24 protein-coding genes and 2 tRNA genes are annotated in these 24947 nt (G+C 64.9%); 13 read left to right on the top strand and 13 right to left on the bottom strand.

Going from position 1 to position 24947, the window contains the following annotated elements; genetic code table 11:
* The first annotated feature begins 13 nt into the window (after positions 1 to 13).
* Positions 14 to 418 (top strand): GFA family protein, encoded by a 405-nt coding sequence (locus tag FJV43_RS00440; protein WP_239623867.1) that lies wholly within the window; start codon positions 14 to 16, stop codon positions 416 to 418.
* Positions 419 to 455: 37 nt separating this feature from the next.
* Here FJV43_RS00440 and FJV43_RS00435 read toward each other — a convergent pair.
* Positions 456 to 532 (bottom strand) — tRNA-Val (locus tag FJV43_RS00435).
* A 129-nt stretch (positions 533 to 661) separates the two neighbouring features.
* On the opposite strand from FJV43_RS00435, the gene FJV43_RS00430 reads away from it, so the two are divergent.
* Complete coding sequence (locus FJV43_RS00430; protein ID WP_239623866.1) at positions 662 to 1522, top strand: methyltransferase domain-containing protein; 861 nt, start codon at positions 662 to 664, stop codon at positions 1520 to 1522.
* A 128-nt stretch (positions 1523 to 1650) separates the two neighbouring features.
* Here FJV43_RS00430 and FJV43_RS00425 read toward each other — a convergent pair whose 3' ends face one another.
* The 6 genes from FJV43_RS00425 to FJV43_RS00400 form a co-directional block, all read right to left on the bottom strand.
* Complete coding sequence (locus FJV43_RS00425) at positions 1651 to 2613, bottom strand: cation diffusion facilitator family transporter (protein ID WP_239623865.1); 963 nt, start codon at positions 2611 to 2613, stop codon at positions 1651 to 1653.
* A 2-nt stretch (positions 2614 to 2615) separates the two neighbouring features.
* Positions 2616 to 5834, bottom strand: coding sequence for a CusA/CzcA family heavy metal efflux RND transporter (locus tag FJV43_RS00420; protein WP_239623864.1), 3219 nt, complete (start codon positions 5832 to 5834; stop codon positions 2616 to 2618).
* Positions 5827 to 6801, bottom strand: a complete 975-nt coding sequence (ihpB, locus tag FJV43_RS00415; protein WP_239623863.1) for a divalent metal ion exporter adaptor subunit IhpB — start codon at positions 6799 to 6801, stop codon at positions 5827 to 5829. Before ihpB ends, FJV43_RS00420 begins: the two co-directional genes overlap by 8 nt.
* The gene (gene ihpA / locus FJV43_RS00410; protein ID WP_239623862.1) at positions 6798 to 8072 is read right to left on the bottom strand and encodes a divalent metal ion exporter subunit IhpA; all 1275 of its coding nucleotides are present in this window, start codon (positions 8070 to 8072) and stop codon (positions 6798 to 6800) included. The genes ihpB and ihpA overlap by 4 nt, the downstream gene beginning before the upstream one ends.
* 55 nt (positions 8073 to 8127) lie before the next feature.
* Positions 8128 to 8490, bottom strand: coding sequence for a hypothetical protein (locus FJV43_RS00405; protein ID WP_239623861.1), 363 nt, complete (start codon positions 8488 to 8490; stop codon positions 8128 to 8130).
* Positions 8491 to 8609: 119 nt separating this feature from the next.
* Positions 8610 to 8831 carry a hypothetical protein gene (locus FJV43_RS00400; protein WP_239623860.1) on the bottom strand — a complete coding sequence of 74 codons (222 nt, stop codon included), beginning with the start codon at positions 8829 to 8831 and terminating at the stop codon, positions 8610 to 8612.
* 365 nt (positions 8832 to 9196) lie between these two features.
* Between FJV43_RS00400 and FJV43_RS00395 the strand changes: the two genes are divergently transcribed.
* On the top strand, positions 9197 to 10087 hold the full coding sequence (locus FJV43_RS00395) for a phage holin family protein (protein ID WP_239623859.1): 891 nt from the start codon (positions 9197 to 9199) through the stop codon (positions 10085 to 10087).
* Between the two features lie 60 nt (positions 10088 to 10147).
* On the opposite strand, the gene pepT is transcribed toward FJV43_RS00395, so the two are convergent.
* The 6 genes from pepT to FJV43_RS00365 all read right to left on the bottom strand — a co-directional run bounded on the left by pepT (position 10148) and on the right by FJV43_RS00365 (position 15144).
* The gene (gene pepT, locus FJV43_RS00390) at positions 10148 to 11398 is read right to left on the bottom strand and encodes a peptidase T (RefSeq protein ID WP_239623858.1); all 1251 of its coding nucleotides are present in this window, start codon (positions 11396 to 11398) and stop codon (positions 10148 to 10150) included.
* A gap of 103 nt (positions 11399 to 11501) precedes the next feature.
* Positions 11502 to 11831 (bottom strand): HU family DNA-binding protein, encoded by a 330-nt coding sequence (locus FJV43_RS00385; protein ID WP_239623857.1) that lies wholly within the window; start codon positions 11829 to 11831, stop codon positions 11502 to 11504.
* 184 nt (positions 11832 to 12015) lie between these two features.
* Positions 12016 to 12092 (bottom strand) — tRNA-Asp (locus FJV43_RS00380).
* Positions 12093 to 12252: 160 nt separating this feature from the next.
* Complete coding sequence (locus tag FJV43_RS00375) at positions 12253 to 12456, bottom strand: hypothetical protein (RefSeq protein WP_239623856.1); 204 nt, start codon at positions 12454 to 12456, stop codon at positions 12253 to 12255.
* A 140-nt stretch (positions 12457 to 12596) separates the two neighbouring features.
* Complete coding sequence (locus tag FJV43_RS00370; RefSeq protein WP_239623855.1) at positions 12597 to 13892, bottom strand: MFS transporter; 1296 nt, start codon at positions 13890 to 13892, stop codon at positions 12597 to 12599.
* Between the two features lie 61 nt (positions 13893 to 13953).
* Complete coding sequence (locus FJV43_RS00365; protein ID WP_239623854.1) at positions 13954 to 15144, bottom strand: aromatic ring-hydroxylating dioxygenase subunit alpha; 1191 nt, start codon at positions 15142 to 15144, stop codon at positions 13954 to 13956.
* A gap of 179 nt (positions 15145 to 15323) precedes the next feature.
* On the opposite strand from FJV43_RS00365, the gene FJV43_RS00360 reads away from it, so the two are divergent.
* The 10 genes from FJV43_RS00360 (at position 15324) to nuoF (ending at position 24942) form a co-directional block, all read left to right on the top strand.
* The gene (locus FJV43_RS00360) at positions 15324 to 15839 is read left to right on the top strand and encodes a MarR family transcriptional regulator (protein ID WP_239623853.1); all 516 of its coding nucleotides are present in this window, start codon (positions 15324 to 15326) and stop codon (positions 15837 to 15839) included.
* A gap of 177 nt (positions 15840 to 16016) precedes the next feature.
* A complete protein-coding gene (locus FJV43_RS00355) occupies positions 16017 to 18272 on the top strand; it encodes a TonB-dependent siderophore receptor (RefSeq protein ID WP_239623852.1) in 2256 nt (751 codons plus the stop codon).
* Positions 18273 to 19025: 753 nt separating this feature from the next.
* Positions 19026 to 19391 (top strand): NADH-quinone oxidoreductase subunit A, encoded by a 366-nt coding sequence (locus FJV43_RS00350; protein ID WP_008136158.1) that lies wholly within the window; start codon positions 19026 to 19028, stop codon positions 19389 to 19391.
* Positions 19382 to 19969 carry an NADH-quinone oxidoreductase subunit B gene (locus FJV43_RS00345; protein ID WP_239623851.1) on the top strand — a complete coding sequence of 196 codons (588 nt, stop codon included), beginning with the start codon at positions 19382 to 19384 and terminating at the stop codon, positions 19967 to 19969. The genes FJV43_RS00350 and FJV43_RS00345 overlap by 10 nt, the downstream gene beginning before the upstream one ends.
* An 11-nt stretch (positions 19970 to 19980) precedes the next feature.
* On the top strand, positions 19981 to 20592 hold the full coding sequence (locus FJV43_RS00340) for an NADH-quinone oxidoreductase subunit C (RefSeq protein WP_239623850.1): 612 nt from the start codon (positions 19981 to 19983) through the stop codon (positions 20590 to 20592).
* A 2-nt stretch (positions 20593 to 20594) separates the two neighbouring features.
* Positions 20595 to 21791, top strand: a complete 1197-nt coding sequence (locus tag FJV43_RS00335; protein ID WP_239623849.1) for an NADH-quinone oxidoreductase subunit D — start codon at positions 20595 to 20597, stop codon at positions 21789 to 21791.
* Entirely contained in the window at positions 21791 to 22771 is a 981-nt protein-coding gene (locus tag FJV43_RS00330; protein ID WP_239629794.1) for an FkbM family methyltransferase, read from the top strand. The genes FJV43_RS00335 and FJV43_RS00330 overlap by 1 nt, the downstream gene beginning before the upstream one ends.
* 12 nt (positions 22772 to 22783) lie before the next feature.
* On the top strand, positions 22784 to 23395 hold the full coding sequence (gene nuoE / locus FJV43_RS00325; RefSeq protein ID WP_239623848.1) for an NADH-quinone oxidoreductase subunit NuoE: 612 nt from the start codon (positions 22784 to 22786) through the stop codon (positions 23393 to 23395).
* Positions 23395 to 23601 (top strand): hypothetical protein, encoded by a 207-nt coding sequence (locus FJV43_RS00320; RefSeq protein ID WP_194393700.1) that lies wholly within the window; start codon positions 23395 to 23397, stop codon positions 23599 to 23601. Before nuoE ends, FJV43_RS00320 begins: the two co-directional genes overlap by 1 nt.
* Before the next feature lie 15 nt (positions 23602 to 23616).
* Positions 23617 to 24942, top strand: coding sequence for an NADH-quinone oxidoreductase subunit NuoF (gene nuoF, locus FJV43_RS00315; RefSeq protein ID WP_131868153.1), 1326 nt, complete (start codon positions 23617 to 23619; stop codon positions 24940 to 24942).
* Positions 24943 to 24947 lie beyond the last annotated feature (5 nt).

Here is a 24947-nt window from a genome sequence, read left to right as displayed (position 1 = left end):
AGGGGAGGAGGCAATGCACATCGACGGGCAATGCCATTGCGGAAAGATCGTCTTCGAGGCCGACATCGATCCGGAGGAGGTCTCGGTGTGCCATTGCACCGATTGCCAGGCATTGACCGGCTCTCCGTTCCGGGTGACTGCCGTCTGTTCCGCGGCCGATGTCCGCCTGACCGCCGGCACGCCAAAAATCTACGGCAAGCGCGGCGACAACGGCCGGATGCGCTTCCAGCATTTCTGCGCCGAATGCGGTTCCCCGCTGTTCACGAGCGGCGAGGGCAACCAAGCCGACGATTGGGGCATCCGCTGGGGCTCGATCCGCCAGCGCGACCAATTGCGACCGGTGCGGCAGATCTGGTGCCAGTCGGCAGCGGTGTGGATCGACGCGGTGCCGCTGCTGCCGGGTAGGCCGGGGGATTGATCTCTGGCTTGCTCAGCCGTAGCGGGCCAGGGAAGCCTGGTGGGCGGTCACGGATTCGAACCGCGGACCCTCTCGGTGTAAACGAGATGCTCTAACCAGCTGAGCTAACCGCCCCATGGCGCCTCTTTAGCCTTGCCGTGGGTGTCGGAGCAAGGGGGCGGTGACATTGCGCCCCGACCTCAGTTGACCGCCTGACCTGTTTCCGGCGTGGTATGACCTCGCAGCGCAGCGATGGAGGCCCCAATGGAACAGCCAAGCGGACACGAGCAAAACGCCGACCAGATCGCCTATTGGAACGGGCCGAGCGGGCAGCGCTGGGCCGACCGCCATGCGGCGCAGGAGAACCTGCTCGGCCCCATTGCCGACGTGCTGATCGACCGCGCCAGGCCGAAGCCCGGCGAGCGCGTTCTCGATGTCGGCTGCGGCTCCGGTGCGACGACAGTCGCGTTCGCGAAGGCCGTGGCGCCGGATGGGTTTGCACTCGGCCTCGATGTCTCCGAGCCGATGCTGGCGCAGGCGCGCGCGTTTGCGCCGAAGGGCCTGCCGCTCGATTTCGTGCTGGCGGATGCGACCGTCCACCCGTTCGAGCCGGCGAGCTATGATCTGCTCGCCTCCCGCTTCGGCGTGATGTTCTTCGCCGATCCCATTGCGTCCTTCACCAACCTGCGCCGTGCGCTGAAGCCGTCCGGGCGGCTCGCCTTCGCCTGCTGGCGCGAGCCGAAGGAGAATCCGTGGATGATGGCGCCGCTGATGGCGGTCTACAAGCACGTGCCGAAGATGCCGCCGGTCGGGCCGGAAGAGCCGGGCCCGTTCGCCTTCGCCTCGGAGGAGCGCGTGATGCGCATCCTGAAAGGCGCAGGCTTCGTGGACGTGGCGATGGAGCCGCACAATCTCGCAATGGACATCGCGATCGGCGGCGGCCTCGATGCGGCCGTCGACGGCTCGCTGCAGATCGGCCCGGCCAGCCGCGCGCTGCAGGGCCATCCGCCCGAGACGTATGAGGCCGCCAAGGCTTCGATCCGCGAGACGCTCGCGCCGTTCCTGGAGGGGCAGAGCGTCGAGTTGCAAGGTGCGATCTGGATCGTGACGGCGAAGGCGAGGTAGGGCTCGGCGCTCTCTCCACGCCTGTCATTGCGAGGAGCGAAGCGACGAAGCAATCCAGAGTCTTTCTGCGGAAGGATTCTGGATTGCTTCGCTGCGCTCGCAATGACGACGTGGATGGATTTGCGATCCTACACCACGTCATCCGGCGCCAGCGCGCAGCCGTTGTCGGGACGCGTCTCGACCTGGAGGGTGGTGTGGCCGATGCGGAAGGATGTCTTCAAGAGCTGCGCCGTCTGCATCAGGAATGCGTCGTCCGCGCCTGTGGGCAGCACGAGGTGGCAGGTCAGCGCCGTCTCGGTGGTGGAGATCGGCCAGACATGGAGATCGTGGATCCCTGAGACGCCGGGACGCGCCAGAAGGAACGCTCTGATCGCGGCGAGGTCGGTGCCCTTGGGCGCGGCCGCCATCGACATGTCGATGGAGCCCCGCAGCAGGCTGGTGGTGCTCCAGAGGATGGTTGCGCAGATGACGAGGCTGGTGATGGGATCGAGCCAGAGCCAGCCCGTCCAGATGATCAGCGCCGCCGAGACCACGACGCCGAGCGAGACCGCGGCGTCGGCCGCCATGTGCAGGTAGGCGCCTTCGATGTTGATGTCGTCCTTGCGTCCGCTCGCGAACAGCATGGCGGTCAACCCGTTGATGAGGATGCCGATGCCGGCGACCACCATCACCGTAACGCCTGCGACCGGCTCCGGCTGCTGCAGGCGCAGGATCGCCTCCCAGCCGATCGCGCCGGTCGCGACCAGCAGGAACGCCGCGTTCGCAAGTGCCGCGAGGATGGTGGAGGCGCGCAGGCCGTAGGTGAAGCGGCCGCTCGGGGCACGGCGCGCTGCGATCGAGGCGCCCCAGGCCACCACCAGGCCGAGCACGTCGGAAAGGTTATGACCGGCGTCCGCGAGCAGGGCGGTGGAATTGCCGATATAGCCGTAGACCGCCTCGGCCACGACCAGCGCGATGTTGAGCGAAATGCCGATCGCGAACGCCTTGCCGAAAGTGGCGGGCGCATGGACATGCGCATGGCCAAGTCCATGATCATGGGCGTGGCCGGCATGGTCATGGTGGTGATGGCCGTGATGGTCGTGGCTTCCCACCTCTAGCGCTCCCCGGAAGCTGCCAAGTCGGGCCCCATTGTAGGCGCTTCCCGCGCTACGTCACGACGGAACAGGACATAGAGCGCCGGCAGCACCAAGAGCGTCAGCATGGTCGAGGAGATGATGCCGCCGATCACCACGGTCGCGAGCGGCCGCTGCACCTCGGCGCCGGCACCGGTGGCGAGCGCCATCGGCACGAAGCCGAGGGAGGCGACGAGCGCCGTCATCAGCACAGGCCGCAGCCGCGTCAGTGCGCCTTCGCGAACGGCCTCAACAACGGACCGTCCCTCGCTGCGCAGACGCTCGATGAAGGCGATGATCACGAGTCCGTTGAGCACGGCGACGCCCGACAGCGCGATGAAGCCGACGCCGGCGCTGATGGACAAGGGAATGTCGCGCAGCAGCAGCGCCGCGACGCCGCCGGTCAGCGCCAGCGGCACGCCTGAAAACACCAGCGCCGCATCCGCCGCCGATCCCATGCCCATGAACAGCAGCAGAAACACCAGCAGCAGAGCCACCGGCACGACGATGGTGAGCCGCTTGGTCGCGGAAACCAGCTGCTCGAACTGTCCGCCCCAGCCGATGAAGTAGCCCGGCGGCAGCTTGACCTTCTCGGCCACGGCCGCCTCGGCCTCGGCCACGAAGGAGCCGAGGTCGCGTGCGCGGACGTTGGCGGTGACGACGATGCGCCGTTTGCCGTTTTCGCGGCCGATCTGGTTGGGCCCGGGCGTCGCATCGACGGTTGCGACCGACGACAGCGGCACATAGCGCATCTGGGTGAGGGAAGAGGCGGACAACGCTGTTCGGAGCGGCGTGTTGGCCGTGGCCTCCTCACCGGGCGGCAGCGGGATCGGGATCGCCCGGATCGCCTCGAGATTGCCGCGCAGATGCTCAGGCAGGCGCACGACGATGTCGAAGCGGCGGTCGCCCTCGAACAGCTTGCCGGCCGATTTGCCGCCGACGGCGATCTCGACGATGCCCTGCACCTCGGCAACGCTGAGGCCGTAGCGGGCGAGCGCCTGGCGGTCGAGCCGCACGGTGAGGATCGGCAGGCCCGCGACCTGCTCGATCTTGACGTCACTGGCGCCGCGGATGCCCCGGATCGCGGCCTCCACCTGTTTTGCGGCGCCTTGCAGGATGTCGAGGTCGTCACCGAAGACCTTGATGCCGACATCGCTGCGCACGCCGGAAATCAGCTCGTTGACACGGAACTGGATCGGCTGGGAGATTTCATAGGCGCTACCCGGAATCTCGTCAGCAGCATGATCGATGGCCTCGATCACCTCGGCTTTCGGCTTGTCCGGGTCGGGCCATTCGGCGCGCGGTTTGAGCATGATGTAGCCGTCGGTTTGCGCCGGCGACATCGGGTCGGTCGCGATCTCCGCGGTGCCGATGCGGGTGAAGAACTCCTTCACTTCGGGGATCTGCTTGATGCGGTTCTCCAAGGCCTTCTGCAGGTCCAGCGACTGGGTGAGGCTGGTGCCGGGAATCCGGATCGACGCCAGCGCGACGTCGCCTTCGTCCAGGCTCGGAATGAACTCGCCACCCATGCGTGCGGCGGCGATGCCGCTCGCAACCACGATGACCACGGCCATGATGGCGACCGCGGCCCGGTTGTCGATGGCAAAGCGGAGCAGGGGGAGATAAGCGCGCTTGGCGACCCGCATGAACAGGTTTTCATGTTCGGACACCTTGCCGGTGACGAAGATGGCAACGGCCGCCGGCACGAAGGTGATGGAGAACAGCACGGCGGCGCCGAGCGCCATGAGCACGGTCAGCGCCATCGGCGTGAACATCTTGCCTTCGACGCCGGTCAGCGTCAGCACGGGCAGGTAGACCACGGCGATGATCAGTGTTCCGAACAGGCTAGGCTTGATGACATCGCTCGACCCGCGCTGGATCGCCTGCAGCCGCTCCGGGAGCGTGAGCAGGCGACCCTTCTCGCGCTGGGCCTCGGCCAGCATGCGCAGGCAATTCTCGACGATGATGACGGCGCCGTCGACGATGATGCCGAAGTCGATCGCACCCAGGCTCATCAGGTTCGCGCTGACCTTGGTCTCGACCATGCCGGTGATCGTCATCGCCATGGACAGAGGGATGACGCAGGCGACCACGAGGGCAGCGCGAATGTTTCCGAGGATCAGGAACAGCACGGCGACGACCAGCGCCGCGCCTTCCAGGAGGTTGTTCTGCACCGTGCGGATGGTGGCTTCGACCAGATCGGTGCGATCGTAGACGGTTCGCGTCACGACGCCTTCGGGCAGCGATTTGGCGATGTCCTCGATGCGGGCCGCGACGCGCCGCGCCACGGTCCGGCTGTTCTCGCCGATCAGCAGCATCGCGGTGCCGAGCACGGCTTCCTCGCCGTCTCGCGTCGCCGCGCCCGTGCGCAGATCGCGGCCTTCGATGACGGTCGCGACATCCCTGATCCTGACGGGATTGCCGCCGCGCGAGCCGATCACGATGTCCTGGATTTCGGCGATGTTGCCGACCTGCCCCGGCGAGCGCACCAGATATTGCTCGCCATTGCGCTCGATATAGCCGGCACCGACATTGGCGTTGTTGGCGGCCAGCGCCGTCATGACGTCGCGAAAGCCGAGCCGGTAGGCCATCAGCTTGCCGGGGTCCGGCAGCACATGGAATTGCCGCTCGAAGCCGCCGATGGTGTTGACCTCGACCACGCCCGGCACGTTGCGGAGCTGCGGCCGGATGATCCAGTCCTGCACGGTGCGCAAATCGGTCAGCGAATAGTCGTGGCCGCCTTGTGTCTTGGCGCCCGCCCTGGCCTCGACGGTGTACATGAAGATTTCGCCGAGCCCGGTCGAGACCGGCCCCATCGCGACCTCGACGCCCGCCGGGAGCTGGTCCTTCACCTGCTGGATGCGTTCGCCCACGAGCTGGCGGGCGAAATAGATGTCGGTGCCGTCCTTGAAGACGATCGTCACCTGGCTGAGGCCGTAGCGCGACAGCGAGCGGGTGTAGTCGAGCTTCGGCAGCCCGCTCATGGCGGTCTCGACCGGGAAGGTGATGCGCTGCTCGGTCTCGAGCGGCGAATAGCCGGGCGCGCGGGTGTTGATCTGGACCTGGACGTTGGTGATGTCGGGCACGGCGTCGATCGGCAGGCGCTGGAAATTCCAGGCCCCGAAAGCGACGGCGCCGAGCGCGAGCAGGAGGACCAGCCAGCGCTGGTGCAGCGAGGCGGCGATGAGACGCTCAATCATGCTCGGCCTCGCCCTTGCCCATCTCCGCCTTCACGACGAAGCTGTTCTCCGCGACATAGTGCTCGCCGGCCGCGAGCCCAGCCTTGATCTCGACGAACCTCGGATCGGAATCCCCGAGCTCGACCGGGCGCGCCTCGATCTTGTCGCCGTCCTCGCGCACGAACACGATGGTCCTGTTCTCCAGCGTCTGGATCGCGCTACGGCGCACGGCGACCGCGACGTTGCGCGCGGCGAGGATCAGCCGCGCCGTGACGAACAGACCGGGACGCAGACGTCCGTCCGGATTTGCCAGCACCACGCGCGCCAGCGCGGTCTGGGTCTCGCTACTGCCGATCGGAGCCATGTAGGAGATCGTGCCCTTGATCTCGCCGCGGCCGTCGTCGGGATCGATCAGCACCTCGTCGTTGATGCGGACGCGCCTCAAGTCCTGCCGGTAGATCGACAGATCGACCCAGATGGTGGAGAGGTCGGCGACGACGAAGGCCGGCTTCTGCTCGGAGGCGTATTCACCGAGCGAGATCTGCCGCTCGATGATGGTGCCGGCGAACGGCGCCTTGAGCTCATAGACGGTGAGACTCTGGTTGCTCTCGATCGCGGCAAGCAGATCGTCCTTGGCGACCTTGTCGCCGATGCGCTTCAGGATGGATTTGACGACGCCCGGAAAGCGCGGCGTCACCTGCACCACGGCTTCCTGGTTGGCGCGCAGGATGCCGTTGAAGGCGAGCGTGTCGGTCAGCGTGGCGCCAGCGGCTTCGGCCAGCGTGACGCCCGCGGCCGCGAGCTTGACGTCGGAGATGCGGATGCGGTCGGCGCCGTGCTCGTCCTGCTCGACATGGTCGTTCGGCTTCTTTTCGGCATGCTCGGCATGCTCGGTGTGTGCGAGCTTGTCCGGGGCGAGCAGGGAATAGCCGTAAGCGCCGAGCGCGGCGGCAACGATGGCAACGACGATGGTAGAGGACGTCCTCATCGTGCGCTCTCCCGCGCCAGCGTGAAGGGATTGCCGACGAGGCCCTCGATGATCGCAACGCCGGCATGGAAATTCTGCAGCGCCTCCTGCTCGCGCAGCCGCGCCTGGGTGACGCTGGCCTGGGCATCGAGCACCTCGAGCAGGGTGAAGCGGCCCTGGCCGTAGCCCTGCGAGATCGCCTCGGACGCCTCGACGGCCTTGGGGATCGCGGTCTCACGCAGCACGGCGAGCTCGCGCAGCGAGCCCTGGACCGAGTCATAGGCGCGGCCGGCAATCACGATCAGCGTGTTGCGGTTGGCCTCGCGCTCGGCCCTGGTCTTGGCGAGGCTTTCCTGCGCCGAGAGGATGTTGCCCTGGTTCTGGTCGAACACGGGGATCGGCACGGAGACGGTCAGGCGCGCCGCATCGTCGCCCGTTTCGTTGAAGTGGCGCCAGCCGGCGGCGATCCGCACGTCGGGATAGGGTTTGAGCCGCGCCAGCAGCAGCTCGGCATTGCGCTGCGCGTAAACGGCGGTCCAGCGCACCAGTTGCGGATTGGCATCGATGGCGGCAACCACCGCCTGAAACGAGGGCGGGCGTCCCGTGGTGTCGAGCCTGCCGGACACTTCGCCGAATTTCGCGGCTGGATCGCCCATCAGCACCGCAAGCTCGCGCCGGGCGCTGGCCAGCGTCGCCTTGAGGCGCTCGCGGTCGGCTTTCACCAGGGCGGAGGCGACCTCGGCACGGCCGGTCTCGGCGGGCGAGGAGGCGCCGGCCTCGACGCGGCGGCGCAGCAGCGGCGTCAGGCGGTCGATGGCGGCAATCTGCTCGTCGAGGATCTGAATGCGCCGCTGTGCGCCGAGCACGCTGAGGAAGGCGATCGCGGTCTCCGACAGCACCTCCAGCCTGACGGCCTTGCGCTGGATGGCGGCCACTTCGACGCCGGCGACGCCTGCGGCAATCCGCGCATCGCGTTTGCCGAACAGCTCGAAGGCCTGGCTGATCTGCAGCGTGGTCTCGGCCGATCGCGTCCCGCGATATTTGCCCGAGCCGAAGGAATCGTCCTGCTCGTAGGACAGTTCCGGGTTGAAGAGGGCGCCTGCCTGGATGCGCTGGCCCGTGGCGATGCCGACGTCGCGCTCGGCCGCCGTCAGCCGCGGGCTTGCGGCCAGTGCGCGCGACAACGCGCTCCGCATCGTCAAAGTCTGGGCGTGAGACGGCGCAATCGCGAGTCCGGCAATCAGACACGCCGCCGCGCACGCCAGGCGCGCGGCCATTCCTCTGAAAAACATCAAGCCGACCTGTAAAGGATGAACCTAATGGGCGCGGGACGCCCGACCAATCCGTTCAGGCAATATGTTTGGGAGGCGGCGAGTCCGTATCCAGGATAATTCCGGCGAGCCGGGGTGCATGTTGCGGGCTCGGTGCGGAAACAAGCGCGACCGATGCGGTCGACGGTGCCGGCTGTGTCACCGTCAGCGAAAAGCAGCCATGACAGTGATGGCTGCCGATGACCTTGTGGTCGCTGTGGCCTGCGGGGCCATCAAGGACCGCCACGATCTCCGAGCCGCCGCCGGGAGTGGTGACGTCGATGTCATGCGAGCCGTGCAGCGCGCTCGCGAACAGATAGACGGCCGCGATCAGCACAGACAGCAGCCCGCGCCAGTTGCGCGGGCGGCAGTATCCTGAGGGCTGGCGGTTTGCGAGCACGACGTCTCTCTGGTTGCGGTCTGTGCCCGGCCTAGCATGGGCGCGGGAACAGAGTCGACCCGCAACATTGTTACGTCACTGGAACAATTGCCGCAGCGGCGCATACGTCGCCGGCGCATCTATTGGCGGGTCACGACGCGCCGATGCGGGGCCGTGGCTTCGGGGTCCGCCTCCGGAACGTCGTCTGCCGCCATGGTGATGACGGCGTGACAGCTCGCTTCCATCGCCCGTTCCAGCCATTTGATGGCTTCGTCGATCCATTGATCGTGGTGCTCGGGATCTGCGATGGCCTTCTCCCGGAATGCATTCGCCTGATGCAGGCACGCGGTTCTGCGATCCACGCGGTGCTCCTGATCTGGAGGGTCCGCCCCGATCGCATCTTTGATGATCCCGGCTTCTTCGTCGTTAACATAGGACAGGCGCGGGCAAGCTGGTTGCAACGCGAAAAGGCCCCAGCCCGAACGAACGGGCTGAGGCCTTGTGTGCTCACAATCTCTATCCTTGGGACTTGAGCCGATAACCCTCAATTCCGCAGTTCGTTCCCGCCGCTCCGTCCAATTAGGAACGTTCCTCATACCTCGCGATTAGCGACCGGAATAAATAAACTGAGGAGGACCAACAATGGACGGACTGATTTACTTGATCGGCTTGATCGTGGTCATCATGGCGATCCTGTCGTTCTTCGGCCTGCGCTGAGAGCGCTACGATGACGGTCGAAACTCTCATGCGCGAAGAGATCTTGGAAGGCGGCCTGGAGGACGAGGCTCCCCGAACCATCCAGTGGAGCTCGGTGTTCGCAGGTGCGCTTGCGGCGGGCGCGATGTCGTTCATCCTGCTGAGCTTTGGTGTTGCGATCGGCCTTGGTGTCAGTTCGGCCTCGCCGACCTGGCGCGATGCCTCGGCTGCGCTGGCCCTGCTCTCCGGGCTGTATCTGATCATCCAGGCGGTCATCAGCTTCGGCTTCGGCGGCTACATCGCCGGACGGACGACGCGGCCGGCACCCGCGCTGGCGACGATCGAGGACGACGGCGAGCGGTGGGACGGGCTGCATGGGCTGACGTCCTGGGCGCTCGCCGTGCTGCTCGGAGCCGCTTTGCTTGCGCTGCTCGGCGCATCGGCGGTTGACCGTTCGCCGTTGCGCAGCTCGGCCGGCGGTACGTCCGCGGCCGAGCCCCTGCTGAGCTATGAGCTCGACAAGCTGTTCCGCGCGCCGCGGCGTCCGCCGAACACGGACCTTCGCGAACCGCGCGCCGAAGCAGGACGCATCCTGATGACGTCGTCCAGCCACAGCGGCGTCACCACCGACGACAGGGCCCATCTCGTGCAGCAGGTGGCCGCGCTCACGGGTCTTGCGGCGCCCGATTCCGAAAAACGGGTCGATGCGCTGATCGCGGAGTCCAAGACGGCCATCAACCGGGCGCGGCGCAACTCGATCATCGTCGCGTTCTCGGTCGCAGCCGCGACCCTGATCGGAGCGGTGGTGGCCTGGGCGGCGGCCGCCGCCGGTGGGCGGCATCGTGACGGCGCACCGCTGCCGAACTGGATGGCGAGTTCAAATCGCTTCCACCGCACTCCGCGCGCGATTCCGGTGCCGTAATCTCAAAGCAAATGGCCGGGCGTGAGCCCGGCCATTTCGATATTGCGACGGTGAGGGGCCCTAGGCCCGTTCCTCCCAGATCATGGCGAGGTGGACGATGGTCTGCACCGCCTTTTCCATGTCCTGCCGGCTGACCCATTCGAGCCGCGAATGAAACGCGTGCTCGCCGGCGAAGATGTTGGGGCAGGGCAGGCCCATGAAGGACAGGCGGGAGCCGTCGGTGCCGCCGCGGATGGCGGTGCGCATCGGGCGCAGGCCGGCGCGGCGGATCGCCTCGATGGCATATTCGAGGACATGCGGGTGACGATCGATCACCTGCTTCATGTTGCGGTACTGCTCCTTGATCTCGAATTTGTAGGTCGAGCGCGGATAGTCCTTCATCACGTCCTTGACGATGCCCTCGAGCAGGACCTCCTTCTCCTTCAGTCCTTCCTCGGTGAAGTCGCGGACGATGAAGGAGAGCGTCGCCTGTTCCAGCGCGCCCTCGATGCCGATCGGATGCAGAAAGCCCTGCTTGCCCGAGGTCGTCTCCGGCGAGCAGCCTTCCTTCGGCAGCCGCTCGACGATGGCGGCGGCGATCTTGATCGCATGCTCCATCTTGCCCTTGGCGTAGCCGGGATGGGCACTAACGCCGTGGATGGTGATGGTGGCGCCGTCGGCCGAGAAGGTCTCGTCCTCGACGCAGCCGGCGCTCTCGCCGTCCATGGTGTAAGCGAAATCGGTGCCCAGCTTCTTCAGGTCGACGTTGTCGACGCCGCGGCCGATCTCCTCGTCCGGCGTGAACAGGATCTTGATGGTGCCGTGCTTCACATCGGGGTTGTTGAGGAAGAAATGCGCGGCATCCATGATCTCGGCGACGCCGGCCTTGTTGTCGGCCCCCAGCAGCGTGGTGCCGTCGGTGGTGATGATGTCGTTGCCGATCTGGTTCTTCAGCGCCGGATGCTCATTGAAGCGGATCACCTGGCTGGGGTCGCCCGGCAGGGCGATGTCGCCGCCGCGATAGTTCTTCCAGATCTGCGGCTTGACGTCCTTGCCGGTGACGTCGGGCGAGGTGTCCATGTGCGAGCAGAAGCAGATCACCGGCACCTTCTTGTCGGTGTTGGCCGGGATGGTGCCGTAGACATAGCCGTATTCGTCGAGATGAGCGTCCTCGACGCCGATGGCCTTCAGCTCCGCGGCGAGCACGCGGCCGAGATCCTTCTGCTTCTCGGTCGAGGGCGAGCGGGGGGATTCCGGATCGGACTGGGTGTCGATGGTGACGTAGCGCAGGAAGCGCTCGGTCACGGTGTGCGAAAAGGTGAGAGAGGACATTTCTGGTCGAACCGCCGAACTTGAGGGAAGCAGGCGGTATATCAGAAAAGCCGGCCGCGATGCGGCCGAACGAACCCCGATCAGGCCTAATGAAGCGTAAGTGCTAGATCGCCTCTTTCAGTTCCTTCACCGGGCGGAACGCGACCTTCCGGCTGGCCTTGATGTGGATCGCTTCGCCGGTGGCGGGATTGCGGCCGGTACGGGCGGCGCGCTTGCGGACCTGGAGAATGCCAAGGCCCACGATACGGACACGGTCGCCCTTCTTGAGGTGCTTGGTGATCAGGTCGACCATATCGGTCAGGACGGCTTCGGCGTGCTTTTTCGAGAGATCCTGGCGCTCCGCGATATCGGCGGCGAGGTGCTTGAGCGTGATGGTCGCGGGAGCGGCAGCCTTCTTCGCCGAATCCTTCTTCGCCGAATCCTTCTTAGCCATGACTGGCCTCCTCGATTCCACAGGAAGCCCCGGAAAAGCCGGAAACGCGTGGGGATCCCTCTAAGTCTCGGAAGGCGTAGACGATTCGGGCGTGGGCTGACTATGCCGAGAGTTCCCGCCGGACGCCGGCAGATGCGACAGGCGTGGAGAAGTTCAGGCTAAGGCTATGAAGGGATTGCCAAAATGGCGCGAGAGACGGGGCTCGAACCCGCGACCTCCGGCGTGACAGGCCGGCGCTCTAACCAACTGAGCTACTCCCGCGTGGTTCGCTCGATGCGCGCGGAACGAGGGGGAATTAAAGGCGGGGCTGGGTGAAGTCAAGGACGTTGCGCTTCGCCGGTGCATCTCGGCTAAGCATTGCCCCGGAAAACGAAAAAGGCCGCCCGAAAGGCGGCCTTGGGTCAGCCCGGAAGAGGACGTATCAGCGAATCTCCGAGCTCGCCGCACTCGTCACCGCCACCGGCTTGCCGGCCTTGATCACAGGCGTCGACTGGGCCGTCTGGCCGTAATCGGCATTGGTGCGGGCTGCGATCCCGAAGCCGGCCACCATGATGCCGGCCACCAACGCCACCACCACGATCTTCAGGTGGGTCGCACGATCAGCAGAGTGAATTGAGTGGTTCATCTGAGCCTCCCGACGGGCTTTGCCGCCGTCTATGGCTCTTGTCTTAAGGACCGTCTGTTTCCGGACGGTTTCGCAGGTTCCGCAAAATGGTTTCATTAATACGCCCGTCGGGTTTCGCCAGGCTTGCGGCGGATAAGGTTTCAGGCCGCCGCCCTCTCGATATCGGCCCGGATCGACCGCGCCGCCCAGATGAAAAGCAGGGCGCCGAGCGTGGTCGTGACCGCCGCCGAGAGCAGGGAATAGCGCACGGCCTCGGCGCCATAGCTGCCCTTCAAGGCATCGTTGACCATGCCGACCGCGAGCGGGCCGACGCCCTGGCCGAAGCAGGTGGCGGTGAGCGCGATCAGCGCGGAGGCGAGCGCCCGCATGCTGGGCTTGGCCACGGTCTGCGCGATCGCGAAGATCGGGCCAAGATGGAAGCCGACCAGAAACGAGGTCAGCGCCAGCATGGCCACCATCATCGCAAAGTCCTGCGTTAGCATGCACAGCGCGAACACCGGGCCGGCGAGGCCGGAGGTGATAGCGGGCGCCCACAGCTTCCAGCGGTCGTCGCGCCGGCTGATTTGCGCCACGACGAAGCCGCCGAGCAGGGTGCCGGCCATTCCGGCGAGACCCTTGAAGGTGCCGGCATAGGTGCCGATCTCGGCACTGGAGAGATGATGCACGCGTGCCAGGAATGGCGGGATCCAGGCCGCGGTCGCGTAATTCGTGTAGGTGGTGAGGCAGAACCCGATCAGCACGATGATGAAGCTGCGCTGCGAGGCGAGGAAGCGCAGCGTCGGCCCGAGCGGCTCGGGCACGAAGCTTTCCTGCATCGCCCCGCGCTTCGGCTCGGAGATCGTGAGCCACAGGACCAATGCGAGCAGGATGCCGGGCAGGCCCGCGACATAGAACGCCATCCGCCAGCCATAGTGCTGGTTGACGTAACCGCCGACGAAATAGCCGAGGAAGACGCCGAGATAGGTGCCGATGGCGTAAATGCCGAGCGCGCGCGGACGTTCGTTCTTGGCAAAGAGATCGGCGACGATCGACTGCGAGGCGGGGGAGCCGGCGGACTCGCCGATGCCGACGCCGATGCGCGCCAGCGCCAGCGAAGTCAGGCTGGTGGCCGCGCCGCACAGCGCCGTCATCGCGCTCCAGAACGCAAAGGCGACAGCCACGATGTTGCGCCGGTTGAGCCGGTCGGCGACGCGCGCGATGGGAATGCCGAGCAGGGAATAGAACAGCGCAAAGCCGAAGCCGGCGAGCAGGCCCATCATGGTGTCGCTGAGCTGGAACTCCTTCTTGATCGGCTCGATCAGGACGTTGAAGATCGTGCGGTCGAGGAAGTTCAGCGCATAGATGATGGTGAGCAGACCCAGCACGTAATAGCGCCGCGGCGAGGGCGTTGCCGCAGCAGTCGTTTGCACCGACATCTGTGACGTCACATCGACCATCGCTTCCCCCAATTTGTCTTTGTTATCGTTGTCGGTCCAGCTCTTGTCTTGAGCCGGTTGCTCAGCCTTCGCGGATGTAATTCCCCGCTTCGAATGCGACCGGCGGCGCGCTTTGATCGAACGAGACACCGATCGGATCACGGCCGGCTTCCATCGCTTCGAGCTGGTCGCTAAGCATGCGCCGGATCATGAGGACGCCGCGGTCGCTCTGGCCGAAATGCTCTTCGGAGTGGACGGTGACCTCGCCCTGGCCGACCTGGGCTTCGTAGTCGCCCGGAAATTGCTGGTGCTCTTGCTCGGTCATATCCCACCAGAACTTGCCGTTGAACTTCGAGCGCATGCGGCTGATGTCGCCGGAGTTCTTGACGCGGCCGGCGACATAGATGCGGAAGGAGGTGTCGTCGATTGGAAGCACCCAGCCGATCGATTCGACGCGGGCGAATTGCGCGACGCGCGGGTTCGGCACCACGCGCAGCGTCGGCAGCGCGGCCTCGCTGATGCGATAAAACACCTTGCCGTCGTCCTGCTTGCGTTCGGAGCGCACGAGCACGCCGCGTGGCGATTTCTCGAACTTCACCTCCGGGATCGAGGCCATCATGTTGGTGAATTGCGGCCCCGAGAACGAGCCGTGCAGCACCGGCACGTGATAGGGGTCGACCACGTTCTCGAAGTGCTGCAGCCAGTTGCAGGGAATGATGGCGGGACCACCGCCGCCGATCGAGGAATCATCGGCCTCGACCAGTTCGCCGTCGTCCATGTTTTCCAGACATTCATAGCGCGGCAGCACCGGACGTTTCTCGGCTGGCCCCATATACGCGAAGATCAGGCCGTAGCGCTCCTCGACCGGATACCAGGGCTGGCGCACCTTGTCCTTGAACTGGCCGCCGTCGGGCTCGCAGGGCTGCTCCAGGCAATGGCCCTCGGTGTCGAATTTCCAGCCGTGATAGCAGCAGCGGATGCCGTCCTCCTCGACCTTGCCGTAATAGAGCGTGGTGCCGCGGTGACAGCAGCGGGCGTGCAAGAGCCCGGCGCGGCCATGCTTGTCGCGAAACAGCACCAGATCCTCGCCCAGCGCGCGCACCTTTTTCGGCGTGTCGGTGGCATCACTGATGAGCCCAACCGGATGCCAGTAGCGGCGCAGCAGCTCGCCCATCGGCGTGCCGCGCACGACCGAAGTCAGCTCGGTGCGGGTGTGCGGCGGCTTCATCGCATAGGCCGTGCCGAGATCGCGATCCCGCTGGGTGATGGTCATGCTGGTCCTCCCGCTCCGGTCCATGGGGCCGTGCGCATTTTCGCGCCTTGCCTACAGTGAAGAATAATTCGATGACAATGTCAACGATCCTCTAAATGCCTCTTCTAAATGCCTCTTAGAGGCATTTGATGAGCCGGCCGGCGCTTGGCAGGTCCCGGCTTTCTTGGCAGAGGTGGGTCATGAGTCAGATCGAGAGCAGGGGCGGGGCGACATCGCCCGCATTGGACGAGAGCGAACCGTCGGCCCCGATCACCGTGATGCTGTCGTCGCGCCTGATGGTGCTCGCCAATCTGCTCAAGCGCGGCGCAATCCTGCGCTACAAGCGCCTCACCGGATTGTCCTCGGTCGAATTCGGTCTCGTCGCCTCGCTCGGCCGCCGGCCGCCGATGAGCGTGGCGCGGCTCGCCGAGGCGGTCGGCCAGGACAAGGGACAGATCAGCCGCGCGCTGGCCAATCTGCTCTCGCGCAAGCTGATTGCGAAGACCGCAAATCCGAAAGACAGCCGCGAGGTGCTGATCTCGCTCACCCCTGCGGGTCTCGCCGCGCATGATGCGATCGTCGAAGGCGCGCAGGAGCGTAACCGCCGCTTGCTGGAGCAACTGAGCGAAGCCGAGTTCCACACGCTGCTGGCACAAGTCGACCAGCTCACGGCGATCGCCGCAGAGATGCTCGAGAGCGAGAAGAGCGCGCGCTGATCTCGCGGCCATCTCTGGACATCTTGGATCGCTTCTAAGAGTCCTTCTAAGACCTTTTCAATTAGGGAATTTACGCGCGCTCCCATAAGCGTCACGTCGAAGCGCATGCCGTCCGGGGACAGGCGGCATGTCGTAGCGAACATGCAGCTTTGGGGTGGCGCGTTGAACAGTCTTGGAATGCTGCGGTCGGCCGTGTTGGCGACCGCATCCGCTTGGGTCTTGATGCCGCAGGCATCGCTCGCACAATCTTCCTCGCAGAGTGGCGCGCAAAACCTGCCGGCGGTGACCGTCACCGCGCCGGAAGCGCGCCGCCGCGCAGCCACAACTCCTCAGCGCCGTCTGCCGCGGGCGTCGGAACAGGTCGCCACTCGGAACAGACCGCAGCAGCCGCAGCGCAATGTCGGCTTCGTCGAGACGCCGCGCGGCCCGGTGAACGGCTACGTCGCCGGCCGCAGCTCGTCCGGCACCAAGACCAACACGCCGATCATGGAGACGCCGCAGTCCGTGTCGGTGATCAGCGCCGAGCAGATCCGCGACCAGAAGCCGATGAAGCTCGACGAAACCCTGCGCTACACCGCCGGCGTGCGGGCAGGGACATTCGGTGCGGACACCCGCAACGACTGGTGGCTGATCCGCGGCTTCAAGTCCGACGACATCGGGCTGTTCCTCGACGGTCTGCAGCTGTTCTACACGTCCTATGCGAGCTGGCGGCTGCCGCCGTCCAACATGGAGCGCGTCGAGGTGCTGCGCGGTCCGTCCGCCGTGCTCTATGGCGGATCGAGCCCGAGCGGCATCGTCAACGTCATCAGCAAGATGCCGCCGGCCGAGCCGATCCGTTACATCGAGACCGGCGTCAACAATTTCGGCAACGCCTATGTCGGCTTCGATGTCGGTGGTCCCGTGGCAACGCAGCCCCAGGACGGAAAGCTGTTCTACCGCGTCGTCGGCGAGGTCAGGAACGGCGGGACGCAGGTCGACTTCACGCCTGACAACAACTACTTCATCGCACCGTCATTCACCTGGAAGCCCGATGCCGATACGACCCTCACGGTTCTTGCGTCGGCGTCGAAGACGGACACCCGCGGCATCAACTTCCTGCCTTACCAGGGCACGGTGACCAACGCGCCGTTCGGCAAGATTCCGACCAGCTTCTTCGTCGGCGATCCCAGCGTGGACAAGTTCACGCGCGAGCAGGAGATGCTCGGTTACCAGTTCGAGCGCAATCTCACCGACGATCTCACGTTCCGGCAGAATGCCAGATTTGCGCATATCGACCTGGCCTATCGCGGTTACATCGGCAACGGTTGGGACAACGTCAACACGGCGACGATGGGCCGCTATAACTGGTATGCGAAGAACACCGCGAACCAGGCCAATCTCGACAACCAGCTGGAGTATCGCTTCAACACCGGTGCCGTCAGGCACACGATGCTGTTTGGCGTCGATCTCAAGGGCTATCAGATCGACGACTACCAGAGCTTCAATTTCGGCACCGTCCCTTCGATCAATGTCTTCAACCCCGTCTACGGCCTCGACATTCCGCTCACGGGCGCCCCGTTCCGCAACTTCCAGATCACGCAGAAGCAGGCAGGCACTTATCTTCAGGATCAGATGAAGCTTGGCAATTTCACGCTGGTGCTGAGCGGTCGCAATGACTGGGTCGAGACGACGCAGGTCGCCCGCGATAGCGGCGCGACGCTCGCCAGCCGCGACGACAGCAGGTTCAGCGGGCGGGCCGGGCTGATCTACAATTTCGACAACGGCATCGCGCCCTATGTCTCCTATGCAACCAGCTACAATCCGGTCATTGGCCTCAACGCGCAAAATCAGCTGTTCCTGCCGGAAACCGGGCGACAGGTCGAGGTCGGCGTGAAGGTCGCGCCGAAGGGATTTGACGGCTACTTTACCGCCTCGGTGTTCGATCTGAAGCGCCAGAATGTGCCCACCACCGATCCGGTGATCACCACGCTGCAGAACCAGACGGGCGAGGTGACCTCGCGCGGCATCGAGCTCGAAGCGGTGGCCAACGCCACGAAGGAGCTGAAGCTGATCGGTGCCTTCACGGCCTATGATCTCTTTACCAGCAAGGATCTCAATCCGGCGCTCGTCGGCAAGACGCCGACAAACACGCCTGAACTCCTGGTGTCGGGCTGGGCGGACTACACCTTCAGGGACGGGCCGCTCGCGGGGTTCGGCTTCGGCGGTGGCGTGCGCTACATCGGCTCGTCCTGGGCGGACACAGCCAATACGCTCGAGGTTCCCGCAGTCGTGCTCGGCGATCTCGCGCTCCATTATGAATGGCAGAACTGGCGCACGGCGCTGAACGTGATCAACCTGACCGACAAGATCTATGTCGCGAGCTGTGCGTCGACCACGTCCTGCTTCTACGGCGATCGCCGGCGCATCACCGCCAGCGTCTCCTACAAGTGGTGAGGTCAGGCGAGGGCAGGACGTTGCGGCGGCAGGCTCCGAGAATTGGACCAGCTGATCGCGATCGTCCTTCTGCTCCGCCCAGCCGTCCGAACGCGGATCCTCCGTCAGGAGATCGATGAGCCTGCAGGCCATGCCCCCCAGCCCGAAGCTCATCTGGGCGCGGCGCGAGCGACCGACCAGGTCGCCGCCGCCGCGCTCGCGGCCGGTCCGGGATGGGCGCGGGCCGACGCATTCGCCAGACGAGACCCGGCCTCGTCGTGACGCATGGCTCTTCCCATCGCTCGCAGCTGTGGATAGTGTCTTCCGCAGCGCCTGTCCTGATCGCGGCGGGCGTCATGATCGGCTCCCTTGGCTGCGCTGCTCTGGAAGACTGTCGGCAAAATCTGCTGCTGCGGCGGCGGAGGGGGCCCTGCGGCAGTCATTGCCGGGGTTTGAGTGTGCTGCCGCACCAAGAAAGCCGAGCATTTTGGTTGTCAGCGCATCGCGCATAGCTGTCCCGGCCCGAGCGCCGCAATCTCAGAACTGCTGACTCAGAACGGCTGACCTGCGAAACCGTGACTGCCCTTGCTGGGGCAGGCGATCTGCTCCATACCAGCCGCGGGGTGATTCCGGGATTTTCACCGTTCTGGGAGCGGCAAAGGGCCTGAAAAGAGCGTGTCTTGCGCCCATTGGTGCACTGCGCTAAGGCTCAGAATAATTCCAAATCGGACGAATCCGTGGCTGTCCCGAGGCTGCGGGAAAAAGGGCTCGTCAATGAGCGGCATTCTTCAGAACTATCTACCACTCGTCGTCTTTATAGGGGTAGCGGGCCTCATTGGCCTGGTGCTGCTGATCGCGCCCTTCATCGTGGCGTTTCAGCAGCCGGACCCGGAAAAGCTGTCGGCGTATGAGTGCGGTTTCAACGCCTTCGACGACGCCCGCATGAAGTTCGACGTCCGCTTTTATCTGGTCGCCATCCTCTTCATCATCTTCGACCTCGAGGTGGCGTTCCTGTTTCCCTGGGCGGTGGCGTTCGGCAAGCTTGGCGCGACCGGCTTCTGGTCCATGGTGGTGTTCCTCGCCGTGCTGACGGTCGGGTTCGCCTATGAGTGGAAGAAGGGAGCACTGGAATGGGATTGAACCCTGCACCGTCCGCCGGTCCGGTCGTCGCGCCGGCCCCGAAAGGCATCCTGGATCCGTCAACCGGCAAGCCGGTCGGGGCCAGTGATCCGTTCTTCCTCGAGGTCAATTCCGAGCTGTCCGACAAGGGCTTCTTCGTGGCCGCGACCGACGACCTCATCACCTGGGCGCGCACCGGCTCCCTGATGTGGATGACTTTCGGCCTTGCCTGCTGCGCGGTCGAGATGATGCAGGTGTCGATGCCGCGCTACGACGTCGAGCGCTTCGGCTTCGCGCCGCGCGCCTCGCCGCGCCAGTCCGACGTGATGATCGTCGCGGGAACCTTGACGAACAAGATGGCGCCGGCGCTGCGCAAGGTCTACGACCAGATGCCTGAGCCGCGCTACGTCATCTCGATGGGCTCCTGCGCCAATGGCGGCGGCTACTATCACTATTCCTACTCGGTCGTGCGCGGCTGCGACCGTATCGTGCCGATCGACATCTACGTGCCGGGCTGCCCGCCCACGGCGGAAGCGCTGCTCTACGGCGTGCTGCTGCTGCAGAAGAAGATCCGGCGCACCGGCACCATCGAACGCTAAGGTTTTACGTCATGGACGACGCCAAGCTCGACGCCCTGGGGCAGACGATCGTTAGCGCGCTTCCGGCCGCCGCCACCGGTCATTCGGTGGCCTTCAACCAGCTCACGGTTGATGTCGAGGCCGTCAAGATCGTCGAGGTGGTCAAGTACCTCCGCGACGATCCGAACTGCCGTTTCGTCAACATCACTGACATCACGGCGGTGGACTATCCCGATCGTGAGAAGCGTTTCGACGTGATCTATCACTTCCTGTCGCCGACGCTGAACACGCGGGTCCGGCTCCGGGCCCAGGCGGACGAGACCACGCAGGTGCCCTCGCTGATCGACGTATTCCCGGGTGCGGACTGGTTCGAACGCGAGGCCTACGACCTCTATGGCGTGTTCTTCGTCGGTCATCCCGACATGCGCCGCCTCCTCACCGATTACGGCTTCGAGGGGCATCCGCTGCGCAAGGACTTCCCGCTCACCGGTTTCGTCGAGGTCCGCTACGACGACCAGGAGAAGCGCGTGGTCTACGAGCCCGTGCGGCTCAACCAGGAATTCCGCAAGTTTGACTTCTTGTCGCCGTGGGAGGGTGCGGATTACCCCCTTCCTGGCGATGAGAAAGCAGGACCGAAGGCCTGACCATGAACGAGCAAGCTGAAAACCTTCGCAACTTTACGATCAACTTTGGTCCTCAACACCCTGCGGCGCATGGCGTGCTGCGTTTGGTGTTGGAGCTGGACGGTGAGATCGTCGAGCGCGTCGATCCGCATATCGGGCTGCTTCACCGCGGCACCGAAAAGCTGATCGAGCAGAAGACCTATCTCCAGGCGATCCCGTATTTCGACCGGCTCGACTACGTCGCGCCGATGAACCAGGAGCATGCCTTCTGCCTCGCGGCCGAAAAACTGCTCGGCATCGAGGTGCCGCGCCGCGGCCAGTTGATCCGCGTGCTCTATTGCGAGATCGGCCGTATCCTGTCGCATCTGCTCAACGTCACCACGCAGGCGATGGACGTCGGCGCGCTGACCCCGCCGCTGTGGGGCTTCGAAGAGCGCGAGAAGCTGATGGTGTTCTACGAGCGCGCGTCGGGCAGCCGCATGCACGCAGCCTTCTTCCGCGTCGGCGGCGTGCATCAGGACCTGCCGCAGAAACTGGTCGACGACATCGAGGCCTGGTGCGATCCGTTCCTGAAGGTCGTGGACGACCTCGACCGGCTGCTCACCGCCAACCGCATCTTCAAGCAGCGCAACGTCGACATCGGCGTGGTGCCGCTCAAGGAGGCCTGGGAGTGGGGCTTCTCGGGCGTGATGGTGCGCGGCTCCGGCGCGGCTTGGGACCTGCGCAAGTCACAGCCTTACGAGTGCTACGCCGAGATGGATTTCGACATTCCGATCGGCAAGAACGGCGATTGCTACGACCGCTATCTGATCCGCATGGAAGAGATGCGCCAGTCCGTGCGCATCATGAAACAGTGCATCCAGAAGCTGAACGCGCCTGAGGGCAAGGGCCCCGTCGTCGTCGAGGACAACAAGGTCGCACCGCCGCGCCGTGGCGAGATGAAGCGCTCGATGGAAGCGCTGATCCACCACTTCAAGCTCTACACCGAGGGCGTCCACGTGCCGGCCGGCGAGGTCTACGCCGCGGTCGAAGCGCCCAAGGGCGAGTTCGGCGTCTATCTCGTCTCCGACGGCACCAACAAGCCCTACAAGTGCAAGATCCGCGCGCCGGGCTTTGCGCATCTGCAGGCCATGCATCACATCTGCCGCGGCCATCTGCTCGCCGACGTCTCGGCGATCCTCGGCTCGCTCGACATCGTGTTCGGAGAGGTCGATCGGTGATGGGGCAGCAGGCGCCAATCCAGTTTGACCGCGCCTCGGGGGCCCTGGAAGGGGCCAACCTGTGGGAGCGGACGGCTGCATTGGCGCTGGTGACCGGATCGAAGATCTCCTCGCATTTCTCGCACATGGGCTACATCGCCTGCGCGAATTTGCTGCGCAGGACGCTGCCGGAGCGCAACATCGCGATCAGGCTCAATCCCGACGCCGTGTTCGAATTCCCCTACGGCGACGGCTATTGGAGCAAGCTGCTCAACCGATCCTACAATTACGAGGACGAGCTCGAGCTGTTGTTCGCCGACTCCATCGACGTCGACTACACGCTGCTCGATTGCGGCGCCAACTACGGCTACTGGTCGGTGCTGGTGTCGAGCAAGCCGTTTGGTTCGCACAAGGCGATCGCGATCGAGCCGTCGGGGCAGAACTATCCGAAGCTCGCCAACAACGCCCGCGTCAACGGCAACCGCTTCGAGACCATGAAATGCGCCATCGGCGCGGCCCGCGGCACCGCGCGGCTGTCCGGCACCAAGCACGAGGCCTTCAGCATTGCCGGCGATCCGTCGGCGGGCGGTGAAGAAGTGTCCGTGATCGCGCTCGACAACCTCATCGACGACGGCAAGGTCGCGGCCACCGGCAAATACCTGATCAAGCTCGACGTCGAGGGCGTCGAGATCGAGGCGATCAAGGGTGGCGCGCGGCTGCTCGAGGCCGACAGCGTCATCATGTGCGAGGAGCACGGCAGCGACCGCAATCACTCCGTGTCGCGCTACATCCTCGAACAGACCCCGCTGAAGCTGATCGTGTTCGATCCGCGCAGCAACCGGATGGAGACCGTGACCGAGCTGTCGATCCTCGACCGCATCAAGGTCTCGACCCACGTCGGCTACAACGTTTTCGGCACCGCAAGCGCATTCTGGCAGGACAGGATCGATGCCCTGAATGCCAAGAACTTGAGTGCGAAGTCCGCGCGCCGCATGCAGTGAGAGATTGAAGAGATGTCCGTTCGCCGATTAGCACCGAAGGAAGTCCAGCCCGCGAGCTTCGCGTTCACGGAGGAGAACCTCGCGTTCGCCAGGCAGCAGATCGCGAAATATCCGGCCGGCCGGCAAGCCTCGGCGGTGATCGCCATCCTCTGGCGCGCGCAGGAGCAGAACGAGGGTTGGGTCTCGGAAGCCGCGATCCGCGTCATCGCCGACATGCTCGACATGCCCTATATCCGCGTGCTGGAGGTCGCGACCTTCTACACGATGTTCCAGCTCGCCCCGGTCGGCAAGAAGGCCCATGTCCAGGTCTGCGGCACCACGCCGTGCCGCCTGCGCGGCGCCGAGGATCTGATCCACGTCTGCGAGCACCGCATCCATCACGAGCCCTTCCATCTCTCCAAGGACGGCAATTTCAGCTGGGAAGAGGTGGAGTGCCTGGGCGCCTGCGTGAATGCGCCGATGGTGCTGATCGGCAAGGATACTTACGAGGACCTGACCAAGGAAAGCTTCGGCAAGGTGCTCGACGGTTTTGCTTCGGGCAACCCGCCCAAGCCGGGTCCGCAGAACGGCCGCCAGTACTCGGCGCCGATCACCGGGCCGACCACGCTGAAGGAGGTCACCTGATGCGTGATCTCTCGTCGCCGGCAATGCAGGGGAGCGGTGCCATGAAGAAGTGGGGCTTCATCGCGATGCACGCCGTCGTGGCGGCCGCCTTCATCTTCCTGCTTCAGCGTTTCGGCCTGAACGCGTCGCTGGAATCCAGTCTGCTCTGGGCGCTGACGTTTGGTATTTGCGCCGCCGGACTTGCCTACAAGCAGTCCAATCGTTGATCGGAAAGCACTGATATGCTCGAGGACAAGGACCGCATCTTCAAGAACCTCTACGGCCTCCACGATTGGGGGCTCGAGGGCGCGCGGCGCCGCGGCGCCTGGGACGGCACGAAGAACATCATCGACAAGGGCCGCGACTGGATCATCAACGAGATGAAGGCCTCGGGGCTCCGCGGCCGCGGCGGCGCAGGCTTCCCGACCGGTCTGAAATGGTCCTTCATGCCGAAGGAATCGACCGACGGCCGGCCGAGCTATCTCGTCGTCAACGCCGACGAGTCCGAGCCCGGCACCTGCAAGGATCGCGAGATCATGCGGCACGATCCGCATCTCTTGATCGAGGGCTGCCTGATCGCGAGCTGCGCGATGAACGCGCACACGTGCTACATCTACGTCCGCGGCGAGTTCATCCGCGAGCGCGAGCATCTGCAGGCTGCGATCGACCAGGCGTACGATGCCAAGTTGGTCGGCAAGGACAACGTCAACGGCTGGCCGTTCGACATCTACGTCGCCCACGGCGCCGGAGCCTATATCTGCGGCGAGGAGACCGCGCTGCTCGAAAGCCTCGAAGGCAAGAAGGGCCAGCCGCGCCTGAAGCCGCCGTTTCCGGCGAACGTCGGTCTGTTCGGCTGCCCGACCACCGTCAACAACGTCGAGTCCATCGCCGTTGCGCCTGACATCCTGCGCCGCGGCGCGGCGTGGTTCGCCGGCATCGGCCGCCCGAACAACGTCGGCACCAAGCTCTTCTGCATCTCCGGCCATGTCGAGCGGCCCTGCAACGTCGAAGAAGCCATGGGCATTCCGTTCCGCGAGCTGATCGAGAAGCATTGCGGCGGCATTCGCGGCGGCTGGGACAACCTCAAGGCCGTGATCCCCGGCGGCTCGTCGGTGCGCATGGTGCCGGCCGAGCAGATCATCGACACGCCGATGGATTTCGATTCCTTGAGCAAGCTGCGCTCGGGCCTCGGCACCGCGGCCGTGATCGTGATGGACAAATCCACCGATCTGATCCGCGCCATCGCCCGCATCTCCTACTTCTACAAGCACGAGAGCTGCGGCCAGTGCACGCCGTGCCGCGAGGGCACGGGATGGATGTGGCGCGTGCTCACCCGCATGGCCGAGGGCCGCGCCCACAAGCGCGAGATCGACATGCTGCTTGAAGTGACGAAGCAGGTCGAAGGCCACACCATCTGCGCGCTCGGCGACGCGGCGGCCTGGCCGATCCAGGGCCTGATCACGCATTTCCGTCACGAGATCGAAGCGCGCATCGACCAGTATTCGCACAAGGCCGACATCGACGATATCGGCGTGCGCGATCCCGTGAACATGGTCGCGGCGGAGTAAGAGAC

Origin of the sequence: Bradyrhizobium sp. I71 (assembly GCF_022354745.1) — a bacterium.
Classification (GTDB): domain Bacteria; phylum Pseudomonadota; class Alphaproteobacteria; order Rhizobiales; family Xanthobacteraceae; genus Bradyrhizobium; species Bradyrhizobium liaoningense.
Note: the sequence above shows the minus strand (reverse complement) of the source record. Positions and strands in the feature narration are given on the sequence as shown.